The organism is Amycolatopsis sp. cmx-4-61 (assembly GCF_046548775.1).
Lineage (GTDB): Bacteria > Actinomycetota > Actinomycetes > Mycobacteriales > Pseudonocardiaceae > Amycolatopsis.
In genome coordinates, this window is the sequence record NZ_JAEBEI010000030.1 from 1 (window position 1) to 19,589 (window position 19,589).

Here is a 19,589-nt window from a genome sequence, read left to right on the forward strand (position 1 = left end):
GGTGGCCAGGGCGAGGGAGGCGTGGGTGGCCAGGAGCAGCAGGACGTCGCGGTCGGCGGTGTCCAGTCCGTGCCGGGATCGTGAGTAGACGTTGAGGGCGCCGCTGGATTCGCCGGTGGGGGGTCCGCTGATGAGTGCGGTGGACAGGACGGATCCCATTCCGAGTTGGGTGGCGGCCGGGGCCCAGCGGGGCCAGCGTGGCTCGGCCGCGAGGTCCGGGGCGATCGCCACCGCCGGGCCGCCGGGGTCGGCGGCTTCGACGCAGGGGCCTTCCCGGAAGCGGTATTGGAGCCGGTCGAGCTCGGTGGCGACCTCGTCGGTTTCGGCGGGGGTGTGGAAGTGGCCGTCGGCGTCGAGCAGGGTGAAGCTGGCGAGGTCGGCGGCGGGGACCATTGCGGTCGTGGCTTCGAGGACGCGTTGGAGGACGTCTTCGACGGTCGGGGCGGTGACCAGGGTGCGCGTCAGCCGGGCGAACTGTTCGGCCAGCGGCCCGGGAGCGAGCTCGCCGTCGGCGACGAAGGTTTCCTTGTCGCGCTGCCAGTCCTGATCATTGCCCATGCCGGTCTCCCTGAGTTGCTGTGGAAGACGGCTGCGTTCTCAACCATCGCGTCGACCAACGTAGCCCGCCGGACCACCCGGCCGCTACGAGCCCCGTCACCCCACACCCGGCGGGTGACGAAGCGGGCGAGAACGATTCGTGTTTCGGCCCGCGTCGACGGGGTAACGGGATCGCAGATCCGGATCTCCCGTACGGGTTCCTTCGGGTCCAGACCCTGCCGGTCCAAACCGAGGGGCCGGCAGGGTCGCCTCTCCTCGGCCGACCGGGGTGCTCCACTCACCCGGCTCCAGCGGTCGGCAGGACTTCCGGGCGGCCCCGGCGCGGTTCACCCGGGTCACGGGTCATCTGCTTCCTCCCCGGGCCACGCCGGCGCCGGGAGTGCTACGCGCGTGGCGTTGTGTGGCTGCGAGACTGGGCGGCGACTCGACGTGAAGGAGCTCGCTGTGGCCTCTGCCGCCCTCGAAGGACCGCTGCCGGGGTCGAGCGGGCCCGCGCGGCCGGTCCTCACGCTGCTGGACAAGGCGATCGGCCTCCAGGCGCCGCTGGTGCGCAAGAACATCGCTCGCGCCCGTCAGCGCAACCCGGAGGCGACACCGGCGGAGGTCGTGCGCACCCTGGAGCGGATGTTCGTCAGCGCACTGGCCGGCACCGGTGCCGCGGTCGGGGCCACCGCGGCCGCGCCCGCCGTCGGCACCGGGGTCGCACTGGCGCTGTCGGCGGGCGAGGCTTTCTCCTCCCTCGAACTGAGCGTCCTGTTCGTGCTCTCGGTCGCCGAGGTCCACGGGGTCCGGCTGGACGAGATCGAGCGCCGGCGGACGCTGGTCATGGGAATCCTGCTCGGTCAGTCGGGTTCCTCGACCATCGTGGGCAAGGCCGCCGAACGGACCGGTCAGCACTGGGCCCGCCAGCTCGTGAGCAAGGTGCCCATGACGACGTTGAACCAGATCAACAGCGTCCTGGGCAAGGACTTCGTCACCAAGTACGGCACGAAGCAGGGCATCATCGTGCTCGGCCGGGTGGCCCCGTTCGGCATCGGCGCGGTGATCGGCGGCGGCGCCAACGCGGCCGTCGCCGCCCTGGCCGTCCGAGCCGCCCGACGCGCGTTCGGCCCCGCCCCGCGGACCTGGCCCGGAACCGGCCCGGCCCCCGCCCTGCCCGGCTCCGGGTGATTCGGTCGCGATGTCCAGCCGGACGAAGCGTGCGGCGTCAAGCCGGTCGTTTCACCGCGGGTCGGCGATCCGGAGGACGATCTTGCCGCCGGGGTGTGGTGACTGGCTCAGTTCGATGGCTTCGCGCCAGTCGGCGAGCGGGATGACGCGGGCCAGGGGGATGCCGAACCGGCCCTCGGCGGCGAGCCGGGCGCATTCCCCGACGACGTCGTAGCGGTGCCCGAGCGGTCCTTCGGTGAACGCGTCGCGGGCGCCGAGCTCGCGGGCGGCGGCGAGGTTGCTGATGGTCAGGACGTGCCGGGGGTCGGTGACCGTGCGCAGGAGTTCCGGGATGGTGGCGTCGTCGGGCGGTGAGACGTCGAGGACGACGTCGACGGGCCCGCCCGCCAGCTCGCGGATCCGTCCGGCCATGCCCTCGCCATAGGGGGTGACCTCGGCTCCGGTGGCCCGGAGGGCCCCGGTGTGGGTGGGGCCCGCGGTGGTGAGCACGCGCGCGCCGGTCCGGCGGGCGAGTTGTACGGCGGCGAAGCCGGTGGTGGTGCCGCCTCCGCTGACGAGCAGGGTCGTGGCGGCGGTGACCTCGAGCAGGTCCAGGCCGAGCTGGGCGGTGTCCACGGCCATGGGCAGTGCGGCGGCGGCCGCCGGTTCGAGGGCGGGTGGCCGCGGGAACCAGCTGTCGAGCAGTGCGTGACCGGAGGCGCCCGCGGTCGGTCCGGTGAACGGAGCGGGGCCGAAGACGGCGTCCCCGAGCCGGACACCGGGCACGCCGTCGCCGATGGCGTCGACTGCGCCGGCCACCTCGAGCCCGATCCCGCGGGGCAGGTCGCCGGGGTAGAGGCCCCGGCACAGAGCCAGATCCGCGGGGTTGACCGTGCAGACCTCCACGGCGACCCGGATCTGCCCCGGGGCCGGTCGGGGCGGCTCGGCGTCCTCGAGCCGCAGGACGTCGAGGGGTTCCCCGGTCCGGTGAAAACGCAGGGTGCGCATGGCTGTCTCCTGGTGTGTTCCCGTAGTGACAGCAGATGCTGTCATCACTCGACCGTAGCACGGTGATGACAGCATCTGCTGTCGCTATGCTGGGCGCATGGCTCGTTGGGAGGGCAACACCCGTGAGCGGCTCGAGCGCGCTGCGTTGGAGCTGTTCCGTGCTCAGGGCTACGACGGCACGACGGTGGCGCAGATCGCCAAGCACGCCGGCTTGACCGAGCGATCGTTCTACCGCTGGTTCACCGACAAGCGGGAGGTGCTGTTCGCCGGGGACGAGCTGCAGGCGTGCCTGGAAGCGGGCATCGCCGAGGTGCCCGCCGGAACCGGCGCGCTCGCGACGCTGATGAGCGCGTTCACCGCCGTGCCCGAGGTGCTGCGGCCGCGCGAGCTGCTGATCGAGCTGCGTGCCGTCATCGCGGCCAACCCGCCGCTGCGGGAACGCAGCCTGATCAAGGAAGCGATGCTGTCCGAGGTGACCGCCGCGGCTCTGCGCGGCCGCGGCCACGACGAGCAGACCGCGCGGCTGGCCACCGCACTCGGCATGGCGATCCTGGCGTCGGCCACCAGGCGATGGGTGCTCGGCGAAGAGGCCGACTTCGCCACCCTGCTGGCCGGCAGCGCCACGGACCTCCTTGCCGTCGCTGCGGAGCTGCCGGTCGCCTCACCCGGCGGCGCGTCAGGCAAGGGAAGCTAGCGGGAGACCGTTTCCGGTGCGGACACTGGTGAACGCCGGAACCTTCCGCCGTCCGATCAGGACAAGTGCGCCGACAGGAGCCAGGCGGGTGTCGACTTGCGGCCGTTGCCCTCGTTTCGGACGTCGCTGCCGGCGAAGTCCGCGAAGTCCGGGAAGTTCTCGGGGACGTTGGCGTGGATGCGGGCCGGCCGGATCTCGTCGATCGTCCAGTACGCGCCCACGACTTCGCGCAATTCCTCGGCGGAAACCGAATTGACCCGGCCCGGGGGCACGGTCGCGTTGTCGAACACCAGCACGAAGTAGGACGCGCCGGGCGCCGCGGCGCGCACGATCGACTCCTGGTAGGCCCGGCGCAGTTCGACCGGCATCGAGTGGAACAGGGTGCTGTCGACGATGGTGCCGAAACGCCCGTCGTAGCCGGTGAACGTGCTGATGTCGGCGACCGCGAAGGCGGCGTTGGTCAAGCCGCGCTGGGCGGCTTCCGCGCGGGCCAGCGTGATCGCGGTCGGCGACAGGTCCAGGCCGACGGTCGTGAAACCCCGCTCGGCGAGGTAGAGCGACGTCGCGCCCTCACCGCAGCCGGCGTCGAGGACTTCACCGTGGAATGCGCCCGCGTCGATGAGCGCGGCGATCTCGGGTTGCGGTTCGCCGATGCTCCACGGCGGCCGGGAGCCCTGCCCCAGCTCGGGAGCCTGACCACGATAAGCGGATTCGTACAACGCGTCGCCGGATGAGCTCGTCATGCCCCCGAGAATGTCAACCAGATTGATATATGTCAACATGGTTGACATGGAAGGTCTTCGGGACGAGCCGCTCGGCTACCTGCTGCACCGGGTCACCGCGGCCTTGCGGGCCGAGGTGGCCGCCACCGTGCTCGAGCCGTCGGAGCTGGCGGCGCCCGAGTACCTCTGCCTGCGGATGCTGTCCCAGTCGCCGAAGTCCAACGCCCAGCTGGCCCGCGAGGCCCAGGTGTCGCCGCAGGCGATGAACAAGGTGGTTCGGGAGCTGCAGGACCGCGGCCTGGTGACGCGACCGGCCACGGTGCCGTCCGGGAGGTCGTTGCCCGCCACGTTGACGCGGGAAGGCAAGACCTTGCTCGCGCGCCTCGACCCCGAGGTGGCCGAGGCGGAGAATCGGGTCCTGGCCAAGCTCACGGAACGGGATCGCCGCGAACTCCGGAGGCTCCTCGTCGCGGTCGGCCCGGTCGTGTCCCGGCGGTGATCAGTTTCCTGCCTGGCACCGACTCCGGCGGCGTCCGCCCATCGTCGGCAAGAGGACGTTCGAGCCGGCGCGTGTGGACGGTCGTCACCGGTCCAGCGGCCGGGGCAGCTCCGTGCTCCGGCGAATCCGGTCGCCGGTCATGCCGTAGTGGCCGAGGAACGCCTGGCGCAGTGTTTCGGCCGACCGGAATCCGCAGCGCCGCGCCACCGCCGCGAGCGACAGCTCGCTCCCGCGCACCAGGTGGGCGGCGGCCTCCGCTCGCGCCGCCCGCACGGCGCGAGCCGGGGTGACGCCCAGCTGGCCGGTGAACAGCCGGGTGAGGTGCCGGGTGGTGATCCCGGCGCGGGCGGCCAGCGCCATCGAGCAGCCCCGCCGCGGCGAGCACGAACGCGCCCGTGCACACCGAGGCGATCCGCCTGCTGCGCGGAGCCAGCCGCTGCAGCTGCGTCAGCAGTCCCTCGTCGGCCATGGCGGCGCGGGTCCCGTAGCCGCCCACGACCACCATGGTGTCGATGCGGCCGGTGAGCGAGGCGAGCCGGCGGGCGCCCGGCAGCGCGATCCCGGCCGAGCTGCGCACCTGGTCGCCCGCCGGGGTGGCGAGTTCGAGCCGGTACGGCGGGCCCGCGCCGTGCCGGTTCGCGGTCTCGAAACCGCGCACGGATTGGCGACGTCCAGTATCTGTGCGTTGTCGTAGGCGACCACCAGCACTCGCCGTGCCTCGATCACGTCGGAGACCCCCTCACCGCCGCTGCCGCGCAACCGGACTACGCGGTGCGGAGGGGGTGGTTCACCGTCCCGGGATGTCCGGACCCGGCCCCGGCATGTTCGCGGGGTGCTGGATCTTGCTCGCGTCGAAGGCGTACTGGTTGAAGATCTCCGGGGTCGGGATCCAGCGCCTGCTGCGGCCGACGAGGTACACCTTGTAGGGCGCGAAGCCGTCTTGGTCGAGGTAGGAGTTGGACAGCAGGGCTCCCCGAGGGCGATGTTCGTGCCGCCGGGCAGGATGCCGTCCCACCCGGGCGGTCTCGAAACGGGTGGTCCACCGCCTCGGCAGGGCGATCACCCGGGCCACCCGGACCTACCACAAGTGGGACCGGCGGGACCGCAGGCTGACCAAGATCGGCATCGCCACCTACGGTTATGGCATGTGCCGCGGCAACAATTGGGGTTGCCGCTGAGTGGCAGTCGAGCGGGGGAGGGCATGGGGCGTCGAGCGGATCTCGGCCTTCTGGTGACGGCCCGAGTTCTTCCCTGCGCCGTAGCGGTGTTTTCCCCCTACACGGCCAAGGAGCTCGCCCGGCACCGCACCGTGCTCACCCGGGCGGCGCGTGGTGACGAGGAACCGGCTGAGGACCTGCACGACTCGCTGGTCGAGGGCACGCAGGGCCTCACCGGTCTGACCCTCGTGGCCGGGCTGGTGTGCGCGATCGCGATCTGGGCCTCGCGGCGGCTCGCCCACGTCCCGCTGTCGGTGCTCGCCGCGCTGGCCGCGGGCGCGCTGGGCTTCGCCGGAACGCTGGCGTCGGTCTACGGGGCACGGCTCGCCTGGAGCCGAGTGCGGTCCGTACCGCGCCACGGCGATTTCCGGGTCGCGCTGCTTTGCGCGCTGCTCATCGTCGCGGTGGTGCTCACCGGCCGGCTGGCCGGCTCTGCCTGAGACGTGACGCGCGAGCGGTCGGGCCGGAGGCTCGTCGACCGCCAGCGCGAGCAAGTCGCCGTCGGCGATTCAGCTGAGCCGATGGAGGTGCCCGGCCTGGAAGGCGAGCACGGTGAGCGGTCCGCTGGTCGGGCCGGCTGTGGCCGCCCAGGCTGTCGCGCCGGGTGGGGCTTTCGGGGCCTGTCCCGTCGTGAGGGGCAGGCCCGTGATGCCGCCGCCGGTGACCGTGCCGGTCTGGTCGGTGATCAGGATGCAGTCGGGCCGGGCGCCGTTCACCACGGCCCAGCCGGTGATGATGCCGCCGGCGGCGGGGGCCGGGGCGTCGAGTGCTCCGGTGGCGTCGGCCGATGCCGGTCGGGCGGTGGTCAGGTCGAGGTGGCTGCCGAGTTCGGGGCCGTGGCAACCGAGCGTGAAGCTGTCGTCGAACGGGTACGCTCCCAGCGCCCGCGCCGCCGGGCCGGCGGCCCGCTGGATGTGCAGGGCATCGAGGGCGGCGGGGGCGTCGACCCGCAGCGCGATCGCGGCCAGCTCGAGCGGTGCGTAACTGCGGCGGACTTCGTCGGCTTTCCCGCCGCCGACGGCGTGGGTGACCAGGGAGAGTGCGGCGATCGCGACGACGAGGTACCTCGTCGGCCACTGTGGACGGTGCAAAGTGGTCAGCACGAGCAGGGAAGTGGTGGCCAGCGCGGCGACCAGGACGTACCGGCTGATCAGCCCGACGTTGCCGCCGGGAACGTTCGTCGTCGTCCGGCCGAGGGCGAGCATCGCCGCCAACGCGAACGCGTAGCAGGCCAGCCCGGCCCATCCGGCGTCGGTCGCCGCCGGCCGGTGGCTGACGGCGTGGCGCAGCAGGAGGGCGAGCAGGGCAATCGTGAGGCCGCCGGCGATCACCGCGAGGACGGCGATGTCGACCGACCACAGCCCGCCGATCGCGGCGGCGGCGACGGAGAGCCGTCCGTCCGGGTCGAAGGCGTCCGTCGCCCCGGACTGCGTTCCGGCGGGTTTGGTGAGCCACCAGGCGGCGAGGACGACCAGCCCCGCCGCGGCGGGGAGCACGACGCGAACCCGGGAATCCCTGCGCAGCCAAGCGATGAAGGCCAGGACGAACCAGATCGGCAGTGCCGCCCCGAAGCTCAGGCAGCCCAGCACGGCGGCCACGTACGCGCCGGCCGGGCGGCCGCGGTGGGCGCAGGCGATCGCGATCGTGCAGAACGTGACCGCGGGAACCCAGCTGACGCCGTTCGTGCCCTGCAGCCACAGTTCGGTGGCGTGGGAGCTGAACAGCAGCCAGGACACCGCCGCGGTCAAGGTCACGCGCGTGACCGGGTTGAGGGTTCGCGGCAGCATCGTGCGCAGCGCGAACACCGCGACGGCGAGCAGGGCGACCGTCAGGACGGTCAGGACGCGGTTGTCCCCGCCGAACCACGCGGCGTCGGCGTAGAACAGCAGCGAGGGCACGACGAACGGCTGGTCGAGGTGGTAGGTGAAGACCTGGCCGAGCAGGAGGTTGCCGTTGTCGTCGGTGATCTTCGCGAAGACGTGCCAGTAGTCGAGCAGCACGTGCATCCTGGGCGCCCGCACCGCGGCCAGGAGCGCCAGCGCGACCGGGACGGCGGCGAAAATCCACAGCGCCACGACGCCGAGCCGAGGCGCGGCGGTGCGGCGGACCTTCGCGGTCGTGCGCGGGATGGGTGCGGTGACGTCCGGGGCGTCGAGTGCGGACGGCGGCATGAGTCTCCTGGCCAGGGGCGACATGAGGCCCGCCGACAGCGGGCCGGCAGCATGGTATCCGGTGAGCTTCCCACCACTCGCGGCAGCAGCCGGCTCTCGTCCCGATCGGCGATCAATGGTGTTCGCCCAGCTGACGGCCGTACCGGACGGTAGGCTGTCGCCCCGACGAACAGAGGCCGGTCAACGGCCGTCCGCGAGGAGCACCACCATGTCAGCCGATCGGGCCGGGGCACGGACCCGCCATCCCCGCCACCAGCGCCGCGGTGAGGCCCGGCTGCCGGCCGTCGTCGCGACGCTCGTGGCCATTGCGCTCTACCTGGCCCTGCCGGAACAGCTGCTGCTCGCTCCCCGGTTCGTGGTGCCCGCGCTGGAGGTCCTGCTGCTGGTGCCGCTCGTCGCGATCAACCCGCGGCGCGTCACCCGGCAGACCCGGCTCTCCCGCGTCCTGTCGCTGTCGCTGGTCGCGGTCATCGGCGTCACCAACCTGGGCGCCCTGGTGCTGCTCATCCACGACCTCGTCGGCGGCGCGGCCGACAGCGGCCGGGCCCTGCTGCTGGGTGCGCTGCAGGTGTGGCTGACCAACGTGATCGCGTTCGGGCTGGCCTACTGGGAGCTCGACCGCGGCGGCCCGGTCAAACGCACCCAAGCCGGCCGCGCCGACCTGCCGCCGGCCGACTTCCGGTTCTCCCAGGACGAAACCGCCGACAACGTCGTGGAAGTGGCCGAAGGTTCGAGCATCAAGTCCGACTGGGTGCCGACCCTGCTGGACTACCTGTACGTTTCGGTCACCAACTCGACGGCGTTCAGCCCCACCGACACCATGCCGCTGTCGTCGCGGGCGAAGGTGCTGATGGCGGTGCAGAGCGTCGCGGCGCTGCTGACGTCGTTGCTGGTCATCGCCCGCGCGGTCAGCGTGCTGAAGTAACGCGGCCGGTGCCGGTCCGGGAGGTGGATACTCGGACCCATGCGATCGCCACAACCCGACCCGCACCGCGTCGTCGCGCTGGTGCTTCCCGGGGTGATCACCTTCGACCTCGCCATCGCCGCGCAGGCCTTCGGGCACCAGGAGCAGGCGCACCTCTACCGGTTCGCCGTCTGCACACCGCGCCCCGGACGGGTGGCGACCCAGTCGCCGTTCGCGATCGACGTCGAGTGTGGACTGGCGGAGCTCGAGCAGGCCGACACGATCATCGTGCCGGGATACCGGCCGCTCGTGGCCCCGCCGCAGCCCGTGCTGGACGCGCTGCGGTCGGCGCACGCTCGGGGCGCGCGGATCGCGTCGGTGTGCGTCGGCGCTTTCGCGCTGGCCGCCACGGGCCTGCTCGACGGCCACGTCGCGACCACCCACTGGCGGGAGGCGGCCGAGTTCCGCCGCCGGTTCCCCGCGGTCCGCCTCAACCCGGGCGTTCTCTACGTCGACAACGGCCAGCTGCTGACCAGCGCCGGCCTGTCCGCCGGAATCGACCTGTGCCTGCACATGATCCGGCAGGACCACGGTGCGGCGGCCGCGTCCCGGGTCGCCCGCCACATGGTCGTCGCGGCGCACCGGCCCGGTGGGCAAGCGCAGTTCGCGAGCCAGGTCAGCGAAGACGACGGCCTGTCGGCGACGTTCGGGTGGATGGTCGGCGAGATGCACCGGCCGCTGACCGTCGCCCAGATGGCCCGGCACGCGGGGATGCCGGAACGCAGCTTCGCGCGCAAGTTCCGCGCCCGGACGGACATGACCCCGATGCGCTGGCTGGCCACCCAGCGGCTGCTGGAAGCGCAGCGGCTGCTCGAGTCGACACCACTGCCGGTCGAGGACATCGCGGAGCGCACCGGGCTGGGCACCGCGGCCAACCTGCGCCTGCACATGGCGCGGCAGCTCGGAACGACGCCGACCGCCTACCGGAAGCTGCGCGCGGCGGGGGAGCCGCTCAGCGCGTCGTAGTGGCCGGAGTCTTTCGCCGGCTGGCTGTCCTGCCCCTGGTCGGACCCGCGCCCGGCCAGCAGGCTTGAGGCATGAACAACTTCAAGGAACTGCTGGACAACAACGCGCGCTTCGCCGAAACCGACGCCAAGGAGAAGGTGCCGGCCATCCCGTTCGTCCCGAACAAGCAGGTCTACGTCCTCACCTGCATCGACCCCCGGGTGGACCCGGCGGCCACCATGGGCCTCGAACTCGGGGACGCCATCGTCGCCCGCACGGTCGGCGGCCGGGCGAACCGGTCCTTCCTCGACGACCTGGCGTGGATCAGCTACCTGCACGAAACCAAGACCCCGGACGCGGAGTGGTTCGAGCTCGCGGTCGTCCACCACACGGACTGCGGTTCGGCGTTGATGGCGGACCCGCGGCTGCGCCGGGGGTTCGCCGAACTCGGTTTCGACGACGGGGAAATCCGGCGGACCGCGGTCGTCGACCCGGCCGACACGGTCCCGGTCGACGTGCAGGCGATCCTCGACGCGCCGGCGGTGTCGGGACGCATCGAGGTCTCCGGCTACCGCTACGACGTGCAGACCGGCCGCCTCGAGCAGGTCGTCGCGCCGCGGTCCCGGGACGGCCGGTAGGCCCGATGGACCACCGTCCACTGAGGATCGGCGCGCTCCTGTTCGAGGGACTGGACCAGATCGACTTCACCGGTCCGTACGAGGTCCTGGCCAAGCTGTCGGATTCGACGTTCACCACCTACGGCCCGGTCGCCGGCCCCGTCGCCGACACGACCGGCCTGGTCCTGCGGGCCGACGCGGTGCTCGAAGAAGCGCCGCAGCTCGACGTGCTGCTCGTACCCGGCGGCCCGGGGCAGCAGAAGCTCATGGACGACGACCGGGTACTGGCCTGGCTCCGGAGCCAGGCCGCGGGCGCCGGCTGCGTGTTCTCCGTCTGCACCGGTGCCCTGCTGCTCGGCGCGGCCGGTCTGCTGCGCGGGGTCCGGGCCACCACCCATTGGGCGGCCCTGCACCTGCTGCCGTACTTCGGCGCGGACGCTACGGACGAGCGGGTCGTCTTCGACGGACGCCTGGTGAGTGCCGGCGGTGTCACCGCGGGGATCGACGGCGCGCTCCGCGTCGCGGAACTGCTCCGCGGCACCGAAGAGGCGCAGACCATCCAGCTCCTGCTGCAGTACGCGCCCGAGCCGCCGTTCGACTGCGGTACGCCCGCGACCGCGCCGCAGCACATCGTCGACGCGGCCCTGCGGCCCATCGGCGACCTCACCGCGGCGCGGCTGGTCACCACACGGCGGTTCGCCGACCGGGAGCGGGCGGCCGGAAGCAGGCGGACCGATACCGGCTCGGCGTGAGTCCGGTGCGGCATCGGCTCAAGCGGCGAAGGGGCGGTGCCCGGCCAGCTGCCAGTGCACGGTCGCCGGCGTGCAGTTCCGGCGGCGGCACCGGACCGCGCTGACCGCTCGCGCTACCGCGCGGATCCGCCGTGCTCGGCGATCCACTGCGCGAGGGCGGCCAGGGTGGTTTCGGCGCTGCCGGCCATGAAGTCACGCAAGGCCTCCAGCTCGGCCCGGTTCCTTCCGAGCACCGGGTCGAAGCGCAGCAGCCGCCAAGACTGCTGGACGAGGCTGCCTCGTCCCCGGGGACGAAGGTCCCAGCACCAGCGGACGATGCCCTCGTCGGTGCCGCCGACGACGAAGCTGAACGCGGTTCCGGGATCGGCCCGCTCCACTTGGGACCGCGTGGTCCATTCCCGGCCTTCCCTGCGGTTGGTGCCGCTGAACCACGCGCCCGGCCACGGGCCCTCGCCGTCGTCGTAGGCGACGCCGCTCGCCGTGGGGCTCCACCGGCCGATCGCGGAGACGTCGCTGATCAGCTCGTAGACGCGGGCGGGGGCGGTGTCGACCCACGCGTTCCTGGTGAAGGCGATGCCGGTCACGTCGAGGTCACTGGTGATGTTCACGGGTCAAGCCCACCCGCGCGGGCGCCCGGTGGCCAGCCCCGCCGTTGCCTACCCCAGCTGGGGCAGGCTGACGGCGGCGGTGCGATCGATACTGGAGCCATGACCGGAAAGACGCAGCTCGGCGCCTTCCTCCAGACGCGGCGCGCCCAGCTGCGTCCCGGAGACGTCGGGATGCCCGCCTACGGCGAGCGCCGGCGCGTACCGGGGCTGCGCCGGGAAGAGCTGGCCCTGCTCGCCGGGGTCAGTGCTTCGTACTACACCCGGCTGGAGCAGGGACAGTCGCAGAGCGCTTCAATCGAGGTCCTCGACGCGATCGCCGGGGCACTGCGGCTGGACGACTCGGAACGGCGGCACCTGCACGACCTGGCCCGCGCCGACCGGCGCCGTCCCCGGAACCGGCGTCCCGCCCCGGAGCGGGTGACCGAAGCGGGCGCTCAGCTGCTGGACGCCTTGGCGGGTGTTCCCGCGATCGTGCTCGGCCGGCGCAGTGACGTCCTGGCCTGGAACCGGCTGGGACACGCGCTGTTCGCCGGCCACCTGGACTTCGCCGCTCCGGCGAGGACTGCCGAACGCCCGAACATGGCCCGGCTCTACCGCGACGTGCTGTGCAGCCGGGTGCACACCCCGCAGGACGACGCCGTGCTGGCCGGGCTGGGCCGGTCCGTCCTCGCATGAACGAACGTCCGGATCGCATGACTCGGGTCTGCTGTGGACTCCCGCATTCGCCTCGGCGGCCCGGCTGTGCGGTGAACCCGGCTCCGGAGCCGCCGAAGTCGTCGACTGCCGTGGTCGTTCGCCGGTCCTGAAGGATTCGACCGCACGCGCGAGCCGGCCGCGCCGTGATCGGCGGCGACCTGGTGGTCGATGAGTCCCTTGGGCAGGACAAGCGGGGTGGCGGGGGACGCCCAGCGGCACGCTGGCCCGGATGATCGTGGCCGGTCCGGACTGGTTCATGGCCAGGCTGGACTCCTCGATCGAGTACTCCTCGTCGTCGGCGCCCCCGGCGACTAGCGGCAGGCCTTCCCCCGGCAATCCCCGATGACTCTCGCCCTCGCGGAAATCCCCCGACCTCCGGCCGGCTCCATGAGCCGGACCGGCCCGCGGCTACACCGTCCTCTGTGGAGCACCTTCATAACCGTCGGCGAGATAGGCGTCCAGCCGGCGGCGACGCTCGGCGAGGTTTTCCTCCTGCCGCTTGAGTTCGTCACGAACCTGCCGGACGCGCGTCAGGAGTTCGGCGCAGTCGCCACGCGGGTGCCCGTCCCGGGCGCAGGGCAGGACGTCCCGGACCACGTCGGACGACAGACCGGCGTGGAACATGTCCTGGACGAACGCGACGACCTCGATCGACTCGGGGGCGTACTCACGGTAGCCGTTGGGCCGGTGTCAGCGCGCGAGGCCCGGTGCTCGACGGCGATCCGGCCCGGTTCCGTTCGCTGATCGACGTCAACGTCGCCGCGTTGACCGAGCTCACGACGCTCCTGGTGCCCGCGATGGCCGCGCGTGGCCACGGAGCCGTGGTCAACATCGCCAGCACCGGGGGATACCTACCCGCCCCTTACCTGGCGGTGTACGCGGCGACGAAGGCGTACGTCGTCTCGTTCACCCAGGCGCTGTGGGCCGAAACCCGCGGCACCGGGGTCCGGGTGGTGGCGGTCAGCCCCGGACCGACGAAGACGCCGATGAACAGCCGCGGCACGCGCAGCGCCGAGGCGGTCGCCGCCACTGTGGTGCGTGCCCTGGCGGGCCGGGGACCGGCGGTCATCGACGGCAGAACCAATGCGCTGATCGTTCTGCTGTTCGGCAGGCTGCTGCCGACGCGCCTTGCCCTCATCGTCGCGCGGCGGATGATGGCCAAGCCGGGCTGACCGAGCCGTGACGTCGGCGCGACCTCCTCCGGCCGGCCGGGACGGGGCACCCGGGCAAGGTGGTACCGACGGGCTCCTGGCTGTCGCAGCGATCGAAGATCACGCTGGAACCGTGGAGCGAACGGAACTCGCGGGACAGCGGGACCACGTCGGCCCGCTGTCCCTCCCCGTCCGAAAGGAAGCCATGTCCCTCCTCCGGTCCACCGGCCTGCGGCGGCGCACCGCCACGCTCGGCCTCGCCGTTCTCCTCGCTGCGGGCGCCACCGCTCCGGACGCCCTCGCGGCCCCGGCACACCGGGCCGCCGGTACCCACCTGGTTGACGTGCGGGTCGTCGCCCGCTTCGACCGGTCCGCGGGCCAGGCCGCCGAGAGCATCGCCCCGGAGCCCGGCGGCAGCGTGGTCATCGGCATGATCCCGGCCCGCCAGGTGGTGCGGGTCGCGCCGGACGGGGCCGTCCGGGTGCTCGTCACCATGCCGCTGCCCCCGGGCGGTGGCGGTACCACGCCGGTCATCGGGACACCCGTGGTCACCGGGGTCGCCCGCTCGGGCCGCGGCGACGTGTACTTCCTCTATTCGGCGGGACAGGGTGGCCTGACCGGGATCTGGCAGGTCCGCCCGTCCGGGGCGCCCCGGCTCGTCGTGCCGCTGCCCGCCGACACGATGCCGAACGCCTTGGTCGTCGACGGCGACCGCTTCCTGGTCACCGACTCCACCGGCGGGCGCATCTGGCAGGCCCCGCTGCGCGGCGGCGCGGCCTCCGTGTGGTCGGCGGATCCGGCCCTGGCCCCCGCCGGCTTCTTCGGCGCCAACGGCCTGAAAGTCCACGACGGCGCCGTGTGGGCGAGCAATTCCGACCACGGCACCATCGTCCGCATCCCGGTGGCCGCGGGCGGCGGCGCCGGCCGTGCCCAGGTCCGGGCCGGGGGACTGGCCGGCATCGACGACTTCGACTTCACCGGCCGGGGCACCGAAATCTTCGCCGCGATCAACCAGACCGGCAAGCTCGTGCGAATCGGCTCGGACGGCACCCGGGAAACCCTGCTCGACGCCGAGGACGGCATGCAGGGGACCACCGCCGTCGTCGTCCGGGGGAACCGGGTGTACGTCACCAACGGCGCCAACCTGGCCGGGAACAACCCGGACCTCCTGCTCGCGCGGCTGCGGCGCTGACCGCTGCCGCCGTCAGGGTGCCGACGTCGGCAGATCGGACAGGTCCAGCACGAAGCGGTAGCGGACATCGTTGCGGCGCAACCGGTCGAGGGCTTCGTTCACCCGGGCCGAAGGGAGCACCTCGACGTCGGCCGTGACACCGTGCTCGGCGCAGAAGTCCAGCATGGCGGCGGTCGCGGGACGGCCGCCGCTGCCGGCCGAGCTCAGCTTCTTGCGGCCCACGAGCAGGTCCATCGTGCGGACGGTGACGGGGCCGAGGTGACCCAATTGGCTGAGGGTCCCGTCGACGGCGACCAGCCCGAGGTAGGGACCGAGGTCGTGCGGTGCGGAGATGGTGTCGATCACCACGTCGAACCGGTCGCGGGCGGCGGCCAGCTGCTCCGCGTCCGTGGACACGACGACGTCCTCGGCACCCAACCGGCGGGCGTCGGCGGCTTTGCCCGCCGTCCGGCTGATGACGGTCGTCTCCGCACCGAGCGCGACGGCGAACTTGACCGCGAGGTGCCCGAGGCCGCCGAGCCCGGCCACCGCGACTCGCGTGCCCTTCCCGGCTCCGAGACTGCGCAACGGTTCCCACACCGTGATCCCGGCGCACAGGAGCGGCGCCGCGGCCGCCGGATCGAGCCCGGCGAACAGGGGGTAGGCGAACCGGTCGCGGACGACGTACTCGCGGGCGTACCCGCCTGAGGTCGTCGAGCCGTCACGGCGGTCGGTACCGCCGTAGGTCAGGGTGGGGAACTCGCGGCAGAAGTTCTCCTGACCCGCTTCGCACATGACGCAGGCACCGCACGAGTCGACGATGTTGCCGACGGCGACCGGGTCGCCGACGGCGAACGCCGTGACCGCGGAGCCCACCTCGGTCACCACTCCCGTGAACTCGTGCCCCGGCACGAGCAGGCCCTCGGAATGCGCCTCGAGGGAATGGACGTCGGTGTGGCAGACCCCGCAGTAGTCGACCCGGACGGCGATGTCGTCCGGGCGGAGATCCCGCCGGGGGACCGGCACCCGCCGCAGCGCGCCGGCGTCGCCGTCCACTCCCCATCCCGTGGTCATCCGCATGTCTTCTCCTCTGGCAAACAGACTGTTCGGTCTATTTCACTGTAGCCGCGGGATCAGACCGAAGCAAACCAACTGGTCTGTTTGGTAAGCTCGCCCGATGGCCGACCACCCCACGACCGCCCGCGGCACCGCCACTCGCGACCGCATCCTCGAGGCGGCGACCCGGGAGTTCGCCGAGTACGGGATCGCGGGCGCCCGCATCGACCGCATCGTGAGCACGGCCCGGACCAACAAGGCGCAGCTCTACGCGTACTTCGGCAGCAAGGACGGGCTGTTCGACGCGATCTTCTTCGCTTCGCTGGAACGGATCGTGAACGTCGTCCCGATCGACGCCACGGACCTCGCGGACTGGGCCGTGCGCCTCTACGACGAGTACCTGCGCCGCCCCGACCTCATCCGCTTGGCCACGTGGGCGCGCCTCGAGCGGCGCCCGGCCGGCTATTTGGTCGCCGAAGCCGACCGGCTCGACGACGAAAAGCTGCGCGCGATCGCCGCGGCGCAGGCCGACGGGCTCGTGCGGCCCGGTGACCCGTTCGACGTGATGGCCGTGGTCATCGCGATGTCGATGGCGTGGTCACCGGTCAGCAACGTCTACGCGGCGACCGCGGACGAGCCCCGGCAGCGGCACGACGAACGCCGCGCCCTGCTGCGGGACACCGTCCGGCGGGCGGTGATGACCGGGTGAGTCCGGCCGCGGGTGATCACCGAGGGCTTAAGAACCCGCCCGCCCTGCTCGACCGGTCGCCGCCGCATGGACGCCGCCGGACGGGGTACAGGTCAGCAAAACGACCTTGAGGAGGCGGGTATGGCCGAGGACCAGCACAGCCAGGAGACCGCGGAGCGGCATCCGGGCCCCGACGAGCAGGAGGGGCAGGAGCAGCCGCAGCCGGGTTCCGGTGAGGCGATGGACCCGGCACCGGATCACGGTGAGGACTCCTACCGCGGCAGCGGACGGCTCGAGGGCCGCCGGGCGGTGATCACCGGCGGCGACTCCGGGATCGGCCGGGCGGTGGCGATCGCGTTCGCCCGGGAGGGCGCGGACCTGGTGTTGTCGTACCTGAAGGAGGAGCAGGACGACGCCGAGCGCACGGCGGAGCTGGTGCGGGCGGGGGGGCGGCGGGTCGTGCTGGTGCCCGGGGACATCCGCGACGAGCAGCACTGCACGAAGATCATCGACACGGCGGTGTCCGAGCTCGGCGGCATCGACGTGCTGGTGAACAACGCCGCTTACCAGATGGCACAGGAAGAAGGCCTGCTCGCGATCTCCACCGAACAGTTCGACCGGGTGCTGAAGACCAACCTGTACGCGATGTTCTGGCTGTGCAAGGCGGCTGTCCCGCACATGCCGCGGGGGTCGGCGATCATCAACACCTCGTCGATCCAGGCGTTCCAGCCGTCGCCGGAGCTGCTGGACTACGCGACGACGAAGGCCGGGATCGCGAACTTCACCAAGGGGCTGGCGCAGGACCTGGCGGACAAGGGGATCCGGGTGAACTCGGTGGCGCCCGGTCCGGTGTGGACACCGCTGATCCCGGCCACGATGCCGGCGGAGAAGGTGGACTCCTTCGGCGAGCAGACCCCGATGGGCCGCGCCGGGCAGCCGGCCGAACTGGCTCCGGCGTTCGTGTTCTTCGCTTCGCAGGAGTCCAGTTACGTCACCGGCGAAGTCCTGGGTGTCACAGGTGGACAGCCGTTGACCTGACCGGGTTTCCGAGGAAGGCGGACCGCTTCCGCTCGGCGAAGCCGGGGGAAACCCTGCGAGCGGAAGCGTTCGTCGCTCACAGGTCCTGGCGGTGCTCGACGAGCCAGGCGGCGACCTGGTGCAGCTTCATGTTGTTCTGCTGGGAGGCCTCGACGAGGATCCGGAACGCCCGGACCGGGTCGACGTCGTGGTGCTGCATGAGGATGCCTTTGGCCATGCCGATGGTGTCGCGGTGCTCGACCGCGGCGCGCAGGTGGGCTTCCTGCTGGGCGGCGGAGAGGGCGATGGCGGCGTGGGTGGCGAACATGCGGCCGTCCTCGGCGGTCCGGTCGCTGAAGGCGTCGGAGTGGCCGGAGTAGAGGTTGAGGGCGCCGAGGGTGCTGTCGGTGAGGAAGAGCCGGTAGGACAGCATCGACCGCACCCCGGTATCCGCGGCGGCCGGCGCGAACTGCGGCCAGCGGGGTTCGGCGGTGAGGTCGTCGACGAGGAAGATCTCGTGTTCGGCGATGGCGTCGACGCACGGTCCTTCGCGGGTGCGGTACTGGATCCGGTCGATTTCGGTGACCTGGTCCGTGGTGGGCGCGACGGTGCGGATGCGGCCTCCGCGCTCGGCGAGGGAGATCCCGGCCTGTTCGGCACCGTCGATGTGGTCGACGGCGGCCTTGACGATCGCACTGAGCGTGGCGTCGACGTCGGGCTCGGCCTGTAGTGAGCGGGCGATCCGGCCGAGGACCTCGGCGAGTCCGGTGTCGGACTCGTTCCCGTGTTCGCTGTGGTTCATCCCCGCCTCCCGCCCGGTTCGACACGGCGGGATACCCAGGTCGGGCTCGATCATCACACTGAGGTTTTCGGGAACCGGCGGCCTCCCGGCAGGCCGCTCGCGTGGCGACCGGTCAGTCCGCGCGGGCGTCGTCCTTGATCTTTTCGTCTTTGGCCTGTTCATCCTTGGCCTGTTCGTCTTTGATCTTTTCGTCTTTGGCCTCTTCGACCCGGTGGGTCACCCGCAGCAGCCGGATCGAGGTGACCAGGCCGACGCCGCCGACGATGTTGCCGAGCGAAGACCAGGCCAGCGCGACGGCCCAATCGCCCCACGAATAGTGCGCCGCGCCGCCCAGCAGGCCGGCGAACATGACGATCGAGTCGAGGATCGAGTGGAACAGCTGGGCCCCGACGAGGAGGAACGACATGGCCACCGCGGCGACGAGCTTGACGCCCACCGCATTGGTCGCGTGCTGCATCCGGGTCATCAGCGTGATCACCGCGCCGGCCAGCACGGCCAGCAGCAGCGAGCGCCAGGAGACGCCGAGTTCGGCGTAGTGGAGGCCGTTCTCGGCCGCGGTGTCCCGGAGATCGGGCAGCGCGACGACGATCATGCCGGCCATCACGAAGCCGCCGGCCAGGTTCGCGACCAGGGTGACCAGCCACAGCCGGAGCAGCCGCGGCCATGTGCCCATGCCGGAGGCCAGCGCGGTGACGGGGACGAGGAAGTTCTCGGTGAACAGCTCGCTGCGCGCGAGCAGCAGCGCGACGAAGCCGATGGTGAACGCCGCGGCGCCCAGCAGCGGCCGGCCGGTCTGGTGCTCGACCACCAGGTAGGCCAGCACTCCCACGGCGACGTCCACACCGCCGAGCAGGCCCGTGGCCACCAGCGGCAGCAACGGGCGCCCGAGCCGGTCGCGGCCTTCGGCGACGATCCGGTCGAACGCCTCTTCCACCTCCGGTTCGGTCCGGCTCCCGGCCGCGGACCGCAGGGGAAGGCTCCCGTCGTCACCTGGCATCGCGTCTCCCGCCTGTTGCGATCCGCGCGGACCCGGATCGGGTATCGCCGACTGCGCGCTTACCCGGAGGGACGGGAACTACTCGCCGCCGTGCCGCAGCGTGCCGG

General features: G+C 72.1%; 21 protein-coding genes and 3 pseudogenes. 13 read left to right on the forward strand and 11 right to left on the reverse strand.

From position 1 onward, the window contains the following. A partial coding sequence (locus tag ACLJOU_RS43455) for a GAF domain-containing protein (RefSeq protein WP_410575135.1) occupies nucleotides 1-558 on the reverse strand: 558 nt, incomplete at its 3' end. Nucleotides 559-1,002: 444 nt separating this feature from the next. Here ACLJOU_RS43455 and ACLJOU_RS43460 point away from each other — a divergent pair. Next, nucleotides 1,003-1,728, forward strand: a complete 726-nt coding sequence (locus tag ACLJOU_RS43460) for a hypothetical protein (protein WP_410575136.1) — start codon at nucleotides 1,003-1,005, stop codon at nucleotides 1,726-1,728. Nucleotides 1,729-1,779: 51 nt separating this feature from the next. On the opposite strand, the gene ACLJOU_RS43465 is transcribed toward ACLJOU_RS43460, so the two are convergent. Beyond that, nucleotides 1,780-2,715, reverse strand: a complete 936-nt coding sequence (locus tag ACLJOU_RS43465; protein ID WP_410575137.1) for an alcohol dehydrogenase catalytic domain-containing protein — start codon at nucleotides 2,713-2,715, stop codon at nucleotides 1,780-1,782. 97 nt (nucleotides 2,716-2,812) lie between these two features. Between ACLJOU_RS43465 and ACLJOU_RS43470 the strand changes: the two genes are divergently transcribed. Next, the gene (locus ACLJOU_RS43470; RefSeq protein WP_410575138.1) at nucleotides 2,813-3,409 is read left to right on the forward strand and encodes a TetR/AcrR family transcriptional regulator; all 597 of its coding nucleotides are present in this window, start codon (nucleotides 2,813-2,815) and stop codon (nucleotides 3,407-3,409) included. Nucleotides 3,410-3,465: 56 nt separating this feature from the next. Here the strand turns inward: ACLJOU_RS43470 and ACLJOU_RS43475 are convergent, their stop codons facing one another. Next, the gene (locus ACLJOU_RS43475; RefSeq protein WP_410575139.1) at nucleotides 3,466-4,152 is read right to left on the reverse strand and encodes a class I SAM-dependent methyltransferase; all 687 of its coding nucleotides are present in this window, start codon (nucleotides 4,150-4,152) and stop codon (nucleotides 3,466-3,468) included. Nucleotides 4,153-4,198: 46 nt separating this feature from the next. Between ACLJOU_RS43475 and ACLJOU_RS43480 the strand changes: the two genes are divergently transcribed. Then, nucleotides 4,199-4,630, forward strand: coding sequence for a MarR family transcriptional regulator (locus ACLJOU_RS43480; RefSeq protein WP_410575140.1), 432 nt, complete (start codon nucleotides 4,199-4,201; stop codon nucleotides 4,628-4,630). A gap of 84 nt (nucleotides 4,631-4,714) precedes the next feature. On the opposite strand, the pseudogene ACLJOU_RS43485 reads toward ACLJOU_RS43480, so the two are convergent. Together ACLJOU_RS43485 and ACLJOU_RS43490 are read right to left on the reverse strand one after the other, a co-directional pair. Further along, a pseudogene (locus tag ACLJOU_RS43485) lies at nucleotides 4,715-5,338 on the reverse strand (helix-turn-helix domain-containing protein). Between the two features lie 79 nt (nucleotides 5,339-5,417). Further along, nucleotides 5,418-5,645, reverse strand: a complete 228-nt coding sequence (locus ACLJOU_RS43490; RefSeq protein ID WP_410575141.1) for a hypothetical protein — start codon at nucleotides 5,643-5,645, stop codon at nucleotides 5,418-5,420. 249 nt (nucleotides 5,646-5,894) lie between these two features. Here ACLJOU_RS43490 and ACLJOU_RS43495 point away from each other — a divergent pair, with 249 nt between their 5' ends. Further along, nucleotides 5,895-6,287, forward strand: a complete 393-nt coding sequence (locus tag ACLJOU_RS43495; protein WP_410575142.1) for a hypothetical protein — start codon at nucleotides 5,895-5,897, stop codon at nucleotides 6,285-6,287. 69 nt (nucleotides 6,288-6,356) lie between these two features. Here ACLJOU_RS43495 and ACLJOU_RS43500 read toward each other — a convergent pair whose 3' ends face one another. Further along, nucleotides 6,357-8,018 (reverse strand): DUF2079 domain-containing protein, encoded by a 1,662-nt coding sequence (locus tag ACLJOU_RS43500; protein WP_410575143.1) that lies wholly within the window; start codon nucleotides 8,016-8,018, stop codon nucleotides 6,357-6,359. Between the two features lie 208 nt (nucleotides 8,019-8,226). Here ACLJOU_RS43500 and ACLJOU_RS43505 point away from each other — a divergent pair, with 208 nt between their 5' ends. The 4 genes from ACLJOU_RS43505 (at nucleotide 8,227) to ACLJOU_RS43520 (ending at nucleotide 11,296) form a co-directional block, all read left to right on the forward strand. After that, complete coding sequence (locus ACLJOU_RS43505) at nucleotides 8,227-8,943, forward strand: hypothetical protein (protein ID WP_410575144.1); 717 nt, start codon at nucleotides 8,227-8,229, stop codon at nucleotides 8,941-8,943. Between the two features lie 39 nt (nucleotides 8,944-8,982). Beyond that, nucleotides 8,983-9,948, forward strand: a complete 966-nt coding sequence (locus ACLJOU_RS43510; protein ID WP_410575145.1) for a GlxA family transcriptional regulator — start codon at nucleotides 8,983-8,985, stop codon at nucleotides 9,946-9,948. A 71-nt stretch (nucleotides 9,949-10,019) separates the two neighbouring features. Next, complete coding sequence (locus ACLJOU_RS43515; protein ID WP_410575146.1) at nucleotides 10,020-10,565, forward strand: carbonic anhydrase; 546 nt, start codon at nucleotides 10,020-10,022, stop codon at nucleotides 10,563-10,565. A gap of 5 nt (nucleotides 10,566-10,570) precedes the next feature. Beyond that, nucleotides 10,571-11,296 carry a DJ-1/PfpI family protein gene (locus ACLJOU_RS43520; RefSeq protein ID WP_410575147.1) on the forward strand — a complete coding sequence of 242 codons (726 nt, stop codon included), beginning with the start codon at nucleotides 10,571-10,573 and terminating at the stop codon, nucleotides 11,294-11,296. 113 nt (nucleotides 11,297-11,409) lie between these two features. Here the strand turns inward: ACLJOU_RS43520 and ACLJOU_RS43525 are convergent, their stop codons facing one another. Beyond that, on the reverse strand, nucleotides 11,410-11,904 hold the full coding sequence (locus ACLJOU_RS43525) for an SRPBCC family protein (RefSeq protein WP_410575148.1): 495 nt from the start codon (nucleotides 11,902-11,904) through the stop codon (nucleotides 11,410-11,412). Between the two features lie 99 nt (nucleotides 11,905-12,003). On the opposite strand from ACLJOU_RS43525, the pseudogene ACLJOU_RS43530 reads away from it, so the two are divergent. Beyond that, nucleotides 12,004-12,495, forward strand: a pseudogene (locus ACLJOU_RS43530) (helix-turn-helix domain-containing protein); the annotation flags it as partial. A gap of 513 nt (nucleotides 12,496-13,008) precedes the next feature. Here the strand turns inward: ACLJOU_RS43530 and ACLJOU_RS43535 are convergent. Further along, on the reverse strand, nucleotides 13,009-13,224 hold the full coding sequence (locus ACLJOU_RS43535) for a hypothetical protein (protein WP_410575149.1): 216 nt from the start codon (nucleotides 13,222-13,224) through the stop codon (nucleotides 13,009-13,011). 71 nt (nucleotides 13,225-13,295) lie between these two features. On the opposite strand from ACLJOU_RS43535, the pseudogene ACLJOU_RS43540 reads away from it, so the two are divergent. Both ACLJOU_RS43540 and ACLJOU_RS43545 read left to right on the forward strand, forming a co-directional pair. Further along, a pseudogene (locus tag ACLJOU_RS43540) lies at nucleotides 13,296-13,772 on the forward strand (SDR family NAD(P)-dependent oxidoreductase); the annotation flags it as partial. 184 nt (nucleotides 13,773-13,956) lie between these two features. Beyond that, nucleotides 13,957-14,943 carry a hypothetical protein gene (locus tag ACLJOU_RS43545; RefSeq protein WP_410575150.1) on the forward strand — a complete coding sequence of 329 codons (987 nt, stop codon included), beginning with the start codon at nucleotides 13,957-13,959 and terminating at the stop codon, nucleotides 14,941-14,943. Nucleotides 14,944-14,955: 12 nt separating this feature from the next. On the opposite strand, the gene ACLJOU_RS43550 is transcribed toward ACLJOU_RS43545, so the two are convergent. After that, nucleotides 14,956-15,996 (reverse strand): NAD(P)-dependent alcohol dehydrogenase, encoded by a 1,041-nt coding sequence (locus ACLJOU_RS43550; protein ID WP_410575151.1) that lies wholly within the window; start codon nucleotides 15,994-15,996, stop codon nucleotides 14,956-14,958. Between the two features lie 103 nt (nucleotides 15,997-16,099). Between ACLJOU_RS43550 and ACLJOU_RS43555 the strand changes: the two genes are divergently transcribed. Both ACLJOU_RS43555 and ACLJOU_RS43560 read left to right on the forward strand, forming a co-directional pair. Next, the gene (locus tag ACLJOU_RS43555; protein ID WP_410575152.1) at nucleotides 16,100-16,687 is read left to right on the forward strand and encodes a TetR family transcriptional regulator; all 588 of its coding nucleotides are present in this window, start codon (nucleotides 16,100-16,102) and stop codon (nucleotides 16,685-16,687) included. 120 nt (nucleotides 16,688-16,807) lie between these two features. Beyond that, nucleotides 16,808-17,704: an SDR family oxidoreductase gene (locus ACLJOU_RS43560; protein ID WP_410575153.1), complete on the forward strand. Its 897-nt coding sequence runs from the start codon at nucleotides 16,808-16,810 to the stop codon at nucleotides 17,702-17,704. Nucleotides 17,705-17,780: 76 nt separating this feature from the next. Here ACLJOU_RS43560 and ACLJOU_RS43565 read toward each other — a convergent pair whose 3' ends face one another. Both ACLJOU_RS43565 and ACLJOU_RS43570 read right to left on the reverse strand, forming a co-directional pair. Then, nucleotides 17,781-18,485, reverse strand: coding sequence for a GAF and ANTAR domain-containing protein (locus ACLJOU_RS43565; protein ID WP_410575154.1), 705 nt, complete (start codon nucleotides 18,483-18,485; stop codon nucleotides 17,781-17,783). Between the two features lie 112 nt (nucleotides 18,486-18,597). Next, nucleotides 18,598-19,482, reverse strand: coding sequence for a formate/nitrite transporter family protein (locus ACLJOU_RS43570; protein WP_410575155.1), 885 nt, complete (start codon nucleotides 19,480-19,482; stop codon nucleotides 18,598-18,600). Nucleotides 19,483-19,589: the final 107 nt, after the last annotated feature.

Excerpts from the sequence above, each read along its gene's own strand:
- ACLJOU_RS43465 (WP_410575137.1), bottom strand. The coding sequence starts at position 2,715 with ATGCGCACCCTGCGTTTTCACCGGACCGGGGAACCCCTCGACGTCCTG.
- ACLJOU_RS43470 (WP_410575138.1), top strand. The coding sequence starts at position 2,813 with ATGGCTCGTTGGGAGGGCAACACCCGTGAGCGGCTCGAGCGCGCTGCG.
- ACLJOU_RS43475 (WP_410575139.1), bottom strand. The coding sequence starts at position 4,152 with ATGACGAGCTCATCCGGCGACGCGTTGTACGAATCCGCTTATCGTGGT.
- ACLJOU_RS43480 (WP_410575140.1), top strand. The coding sequence starts at position 4,199 with ATGGAAGGTCTTCGGGACGAGCCGCTCGGCTACCTGCTGCACCGGGTC.
- ACLJOU_RS43500 (WP_410575143.1), bottom strand. The coding sequence starts at position 8,018 with ATGCCGCCGTCCGCACTCGACGCCCCGGACGTCACCGCACCCATCCCG.
- ACLJOU_RS43505 (WP_410575144.1), top strand. The coding sequence starts at position 8,227 with ATGTCAGCCGATCGGGCCGGGGCACGGACCCGCCATCCCCGCCACCAG.
- ACLJOU_RS43510 (WP_410575145.1), top strand. The coding sequence starts at position 8,983 with ATGCGATCGCCACAACCCGACCCGCACCGCGTCGTCGCGCTGGTGCTT.
- ACLJOU_RS43515 (WP_410575146.1), top strand. The coding sequence starts at position 10,020 with ATGAACAACTTCAAGGAACTGCTGGACAACAACGCGCGCTTCGCCGAA.
- ACLJOU_RS43520 (WP_410575147.1), top strand. The coding sequence starts at position 10,571 with ATGGACCACCGTCCACTGAGGATCGGCGCGCTCCTGTTCGAGGGACTG.
- ACLJOU_RS43535 (WP_410575149.1), bottom strand. The coding sequence starts at position 13,224 with ATGTTCCACGCCGGTCTGTCGTCCGACGTGGTCCGGGACGTCCTGCCC.
- ACLJOU_RS43545 (WP_410575150.1), top strand. The coding sequence starts at position 13,957 with ATGTCCCTCCTCCGGTCCACCGGCCTGCGGCGGCGCACCGCCACGCTC.
- ACLJOU_RS43550 (WP_410575151.1), bottom strand. The coding sequence starts at position 15,996 with ATGACCACGGGATGGGGAGTGGACGGCGACGCCGGCGCGCTGCGGCGG.
- ACLJOU_RS43555 (WP_410575152.1), top strand. The coding sequence starts at position 16,100 with ATGGCCGACCACCCCACGACCGCCCGCGGCACCGCCACTCGCGACCGC.
- ACLJOU_RS43560 (WP_410575153.1), top strand. The coding sequence starts at position 16,808 with ATGGCCGAGGACCAGCACAGCCAGGAGACCGCGGAGCGGCATCCGGGC.
- ACLJOU_RS43565 (WP_410575154.1), bottom strand. The coding sequence starts at position 18,485 with ATGAACCACAGCGAACACGGGAACGAGTCCGACACCGGACTCGCCGAG.
- ACLJOU_RS43570 (WP_410575155.1), bottom strand. The coding sequence starts at position 19,482 with ATGCCAGGTGACGACGGGAGCCTTCCCCTGCGGTCCGCGGCCGGGAGC.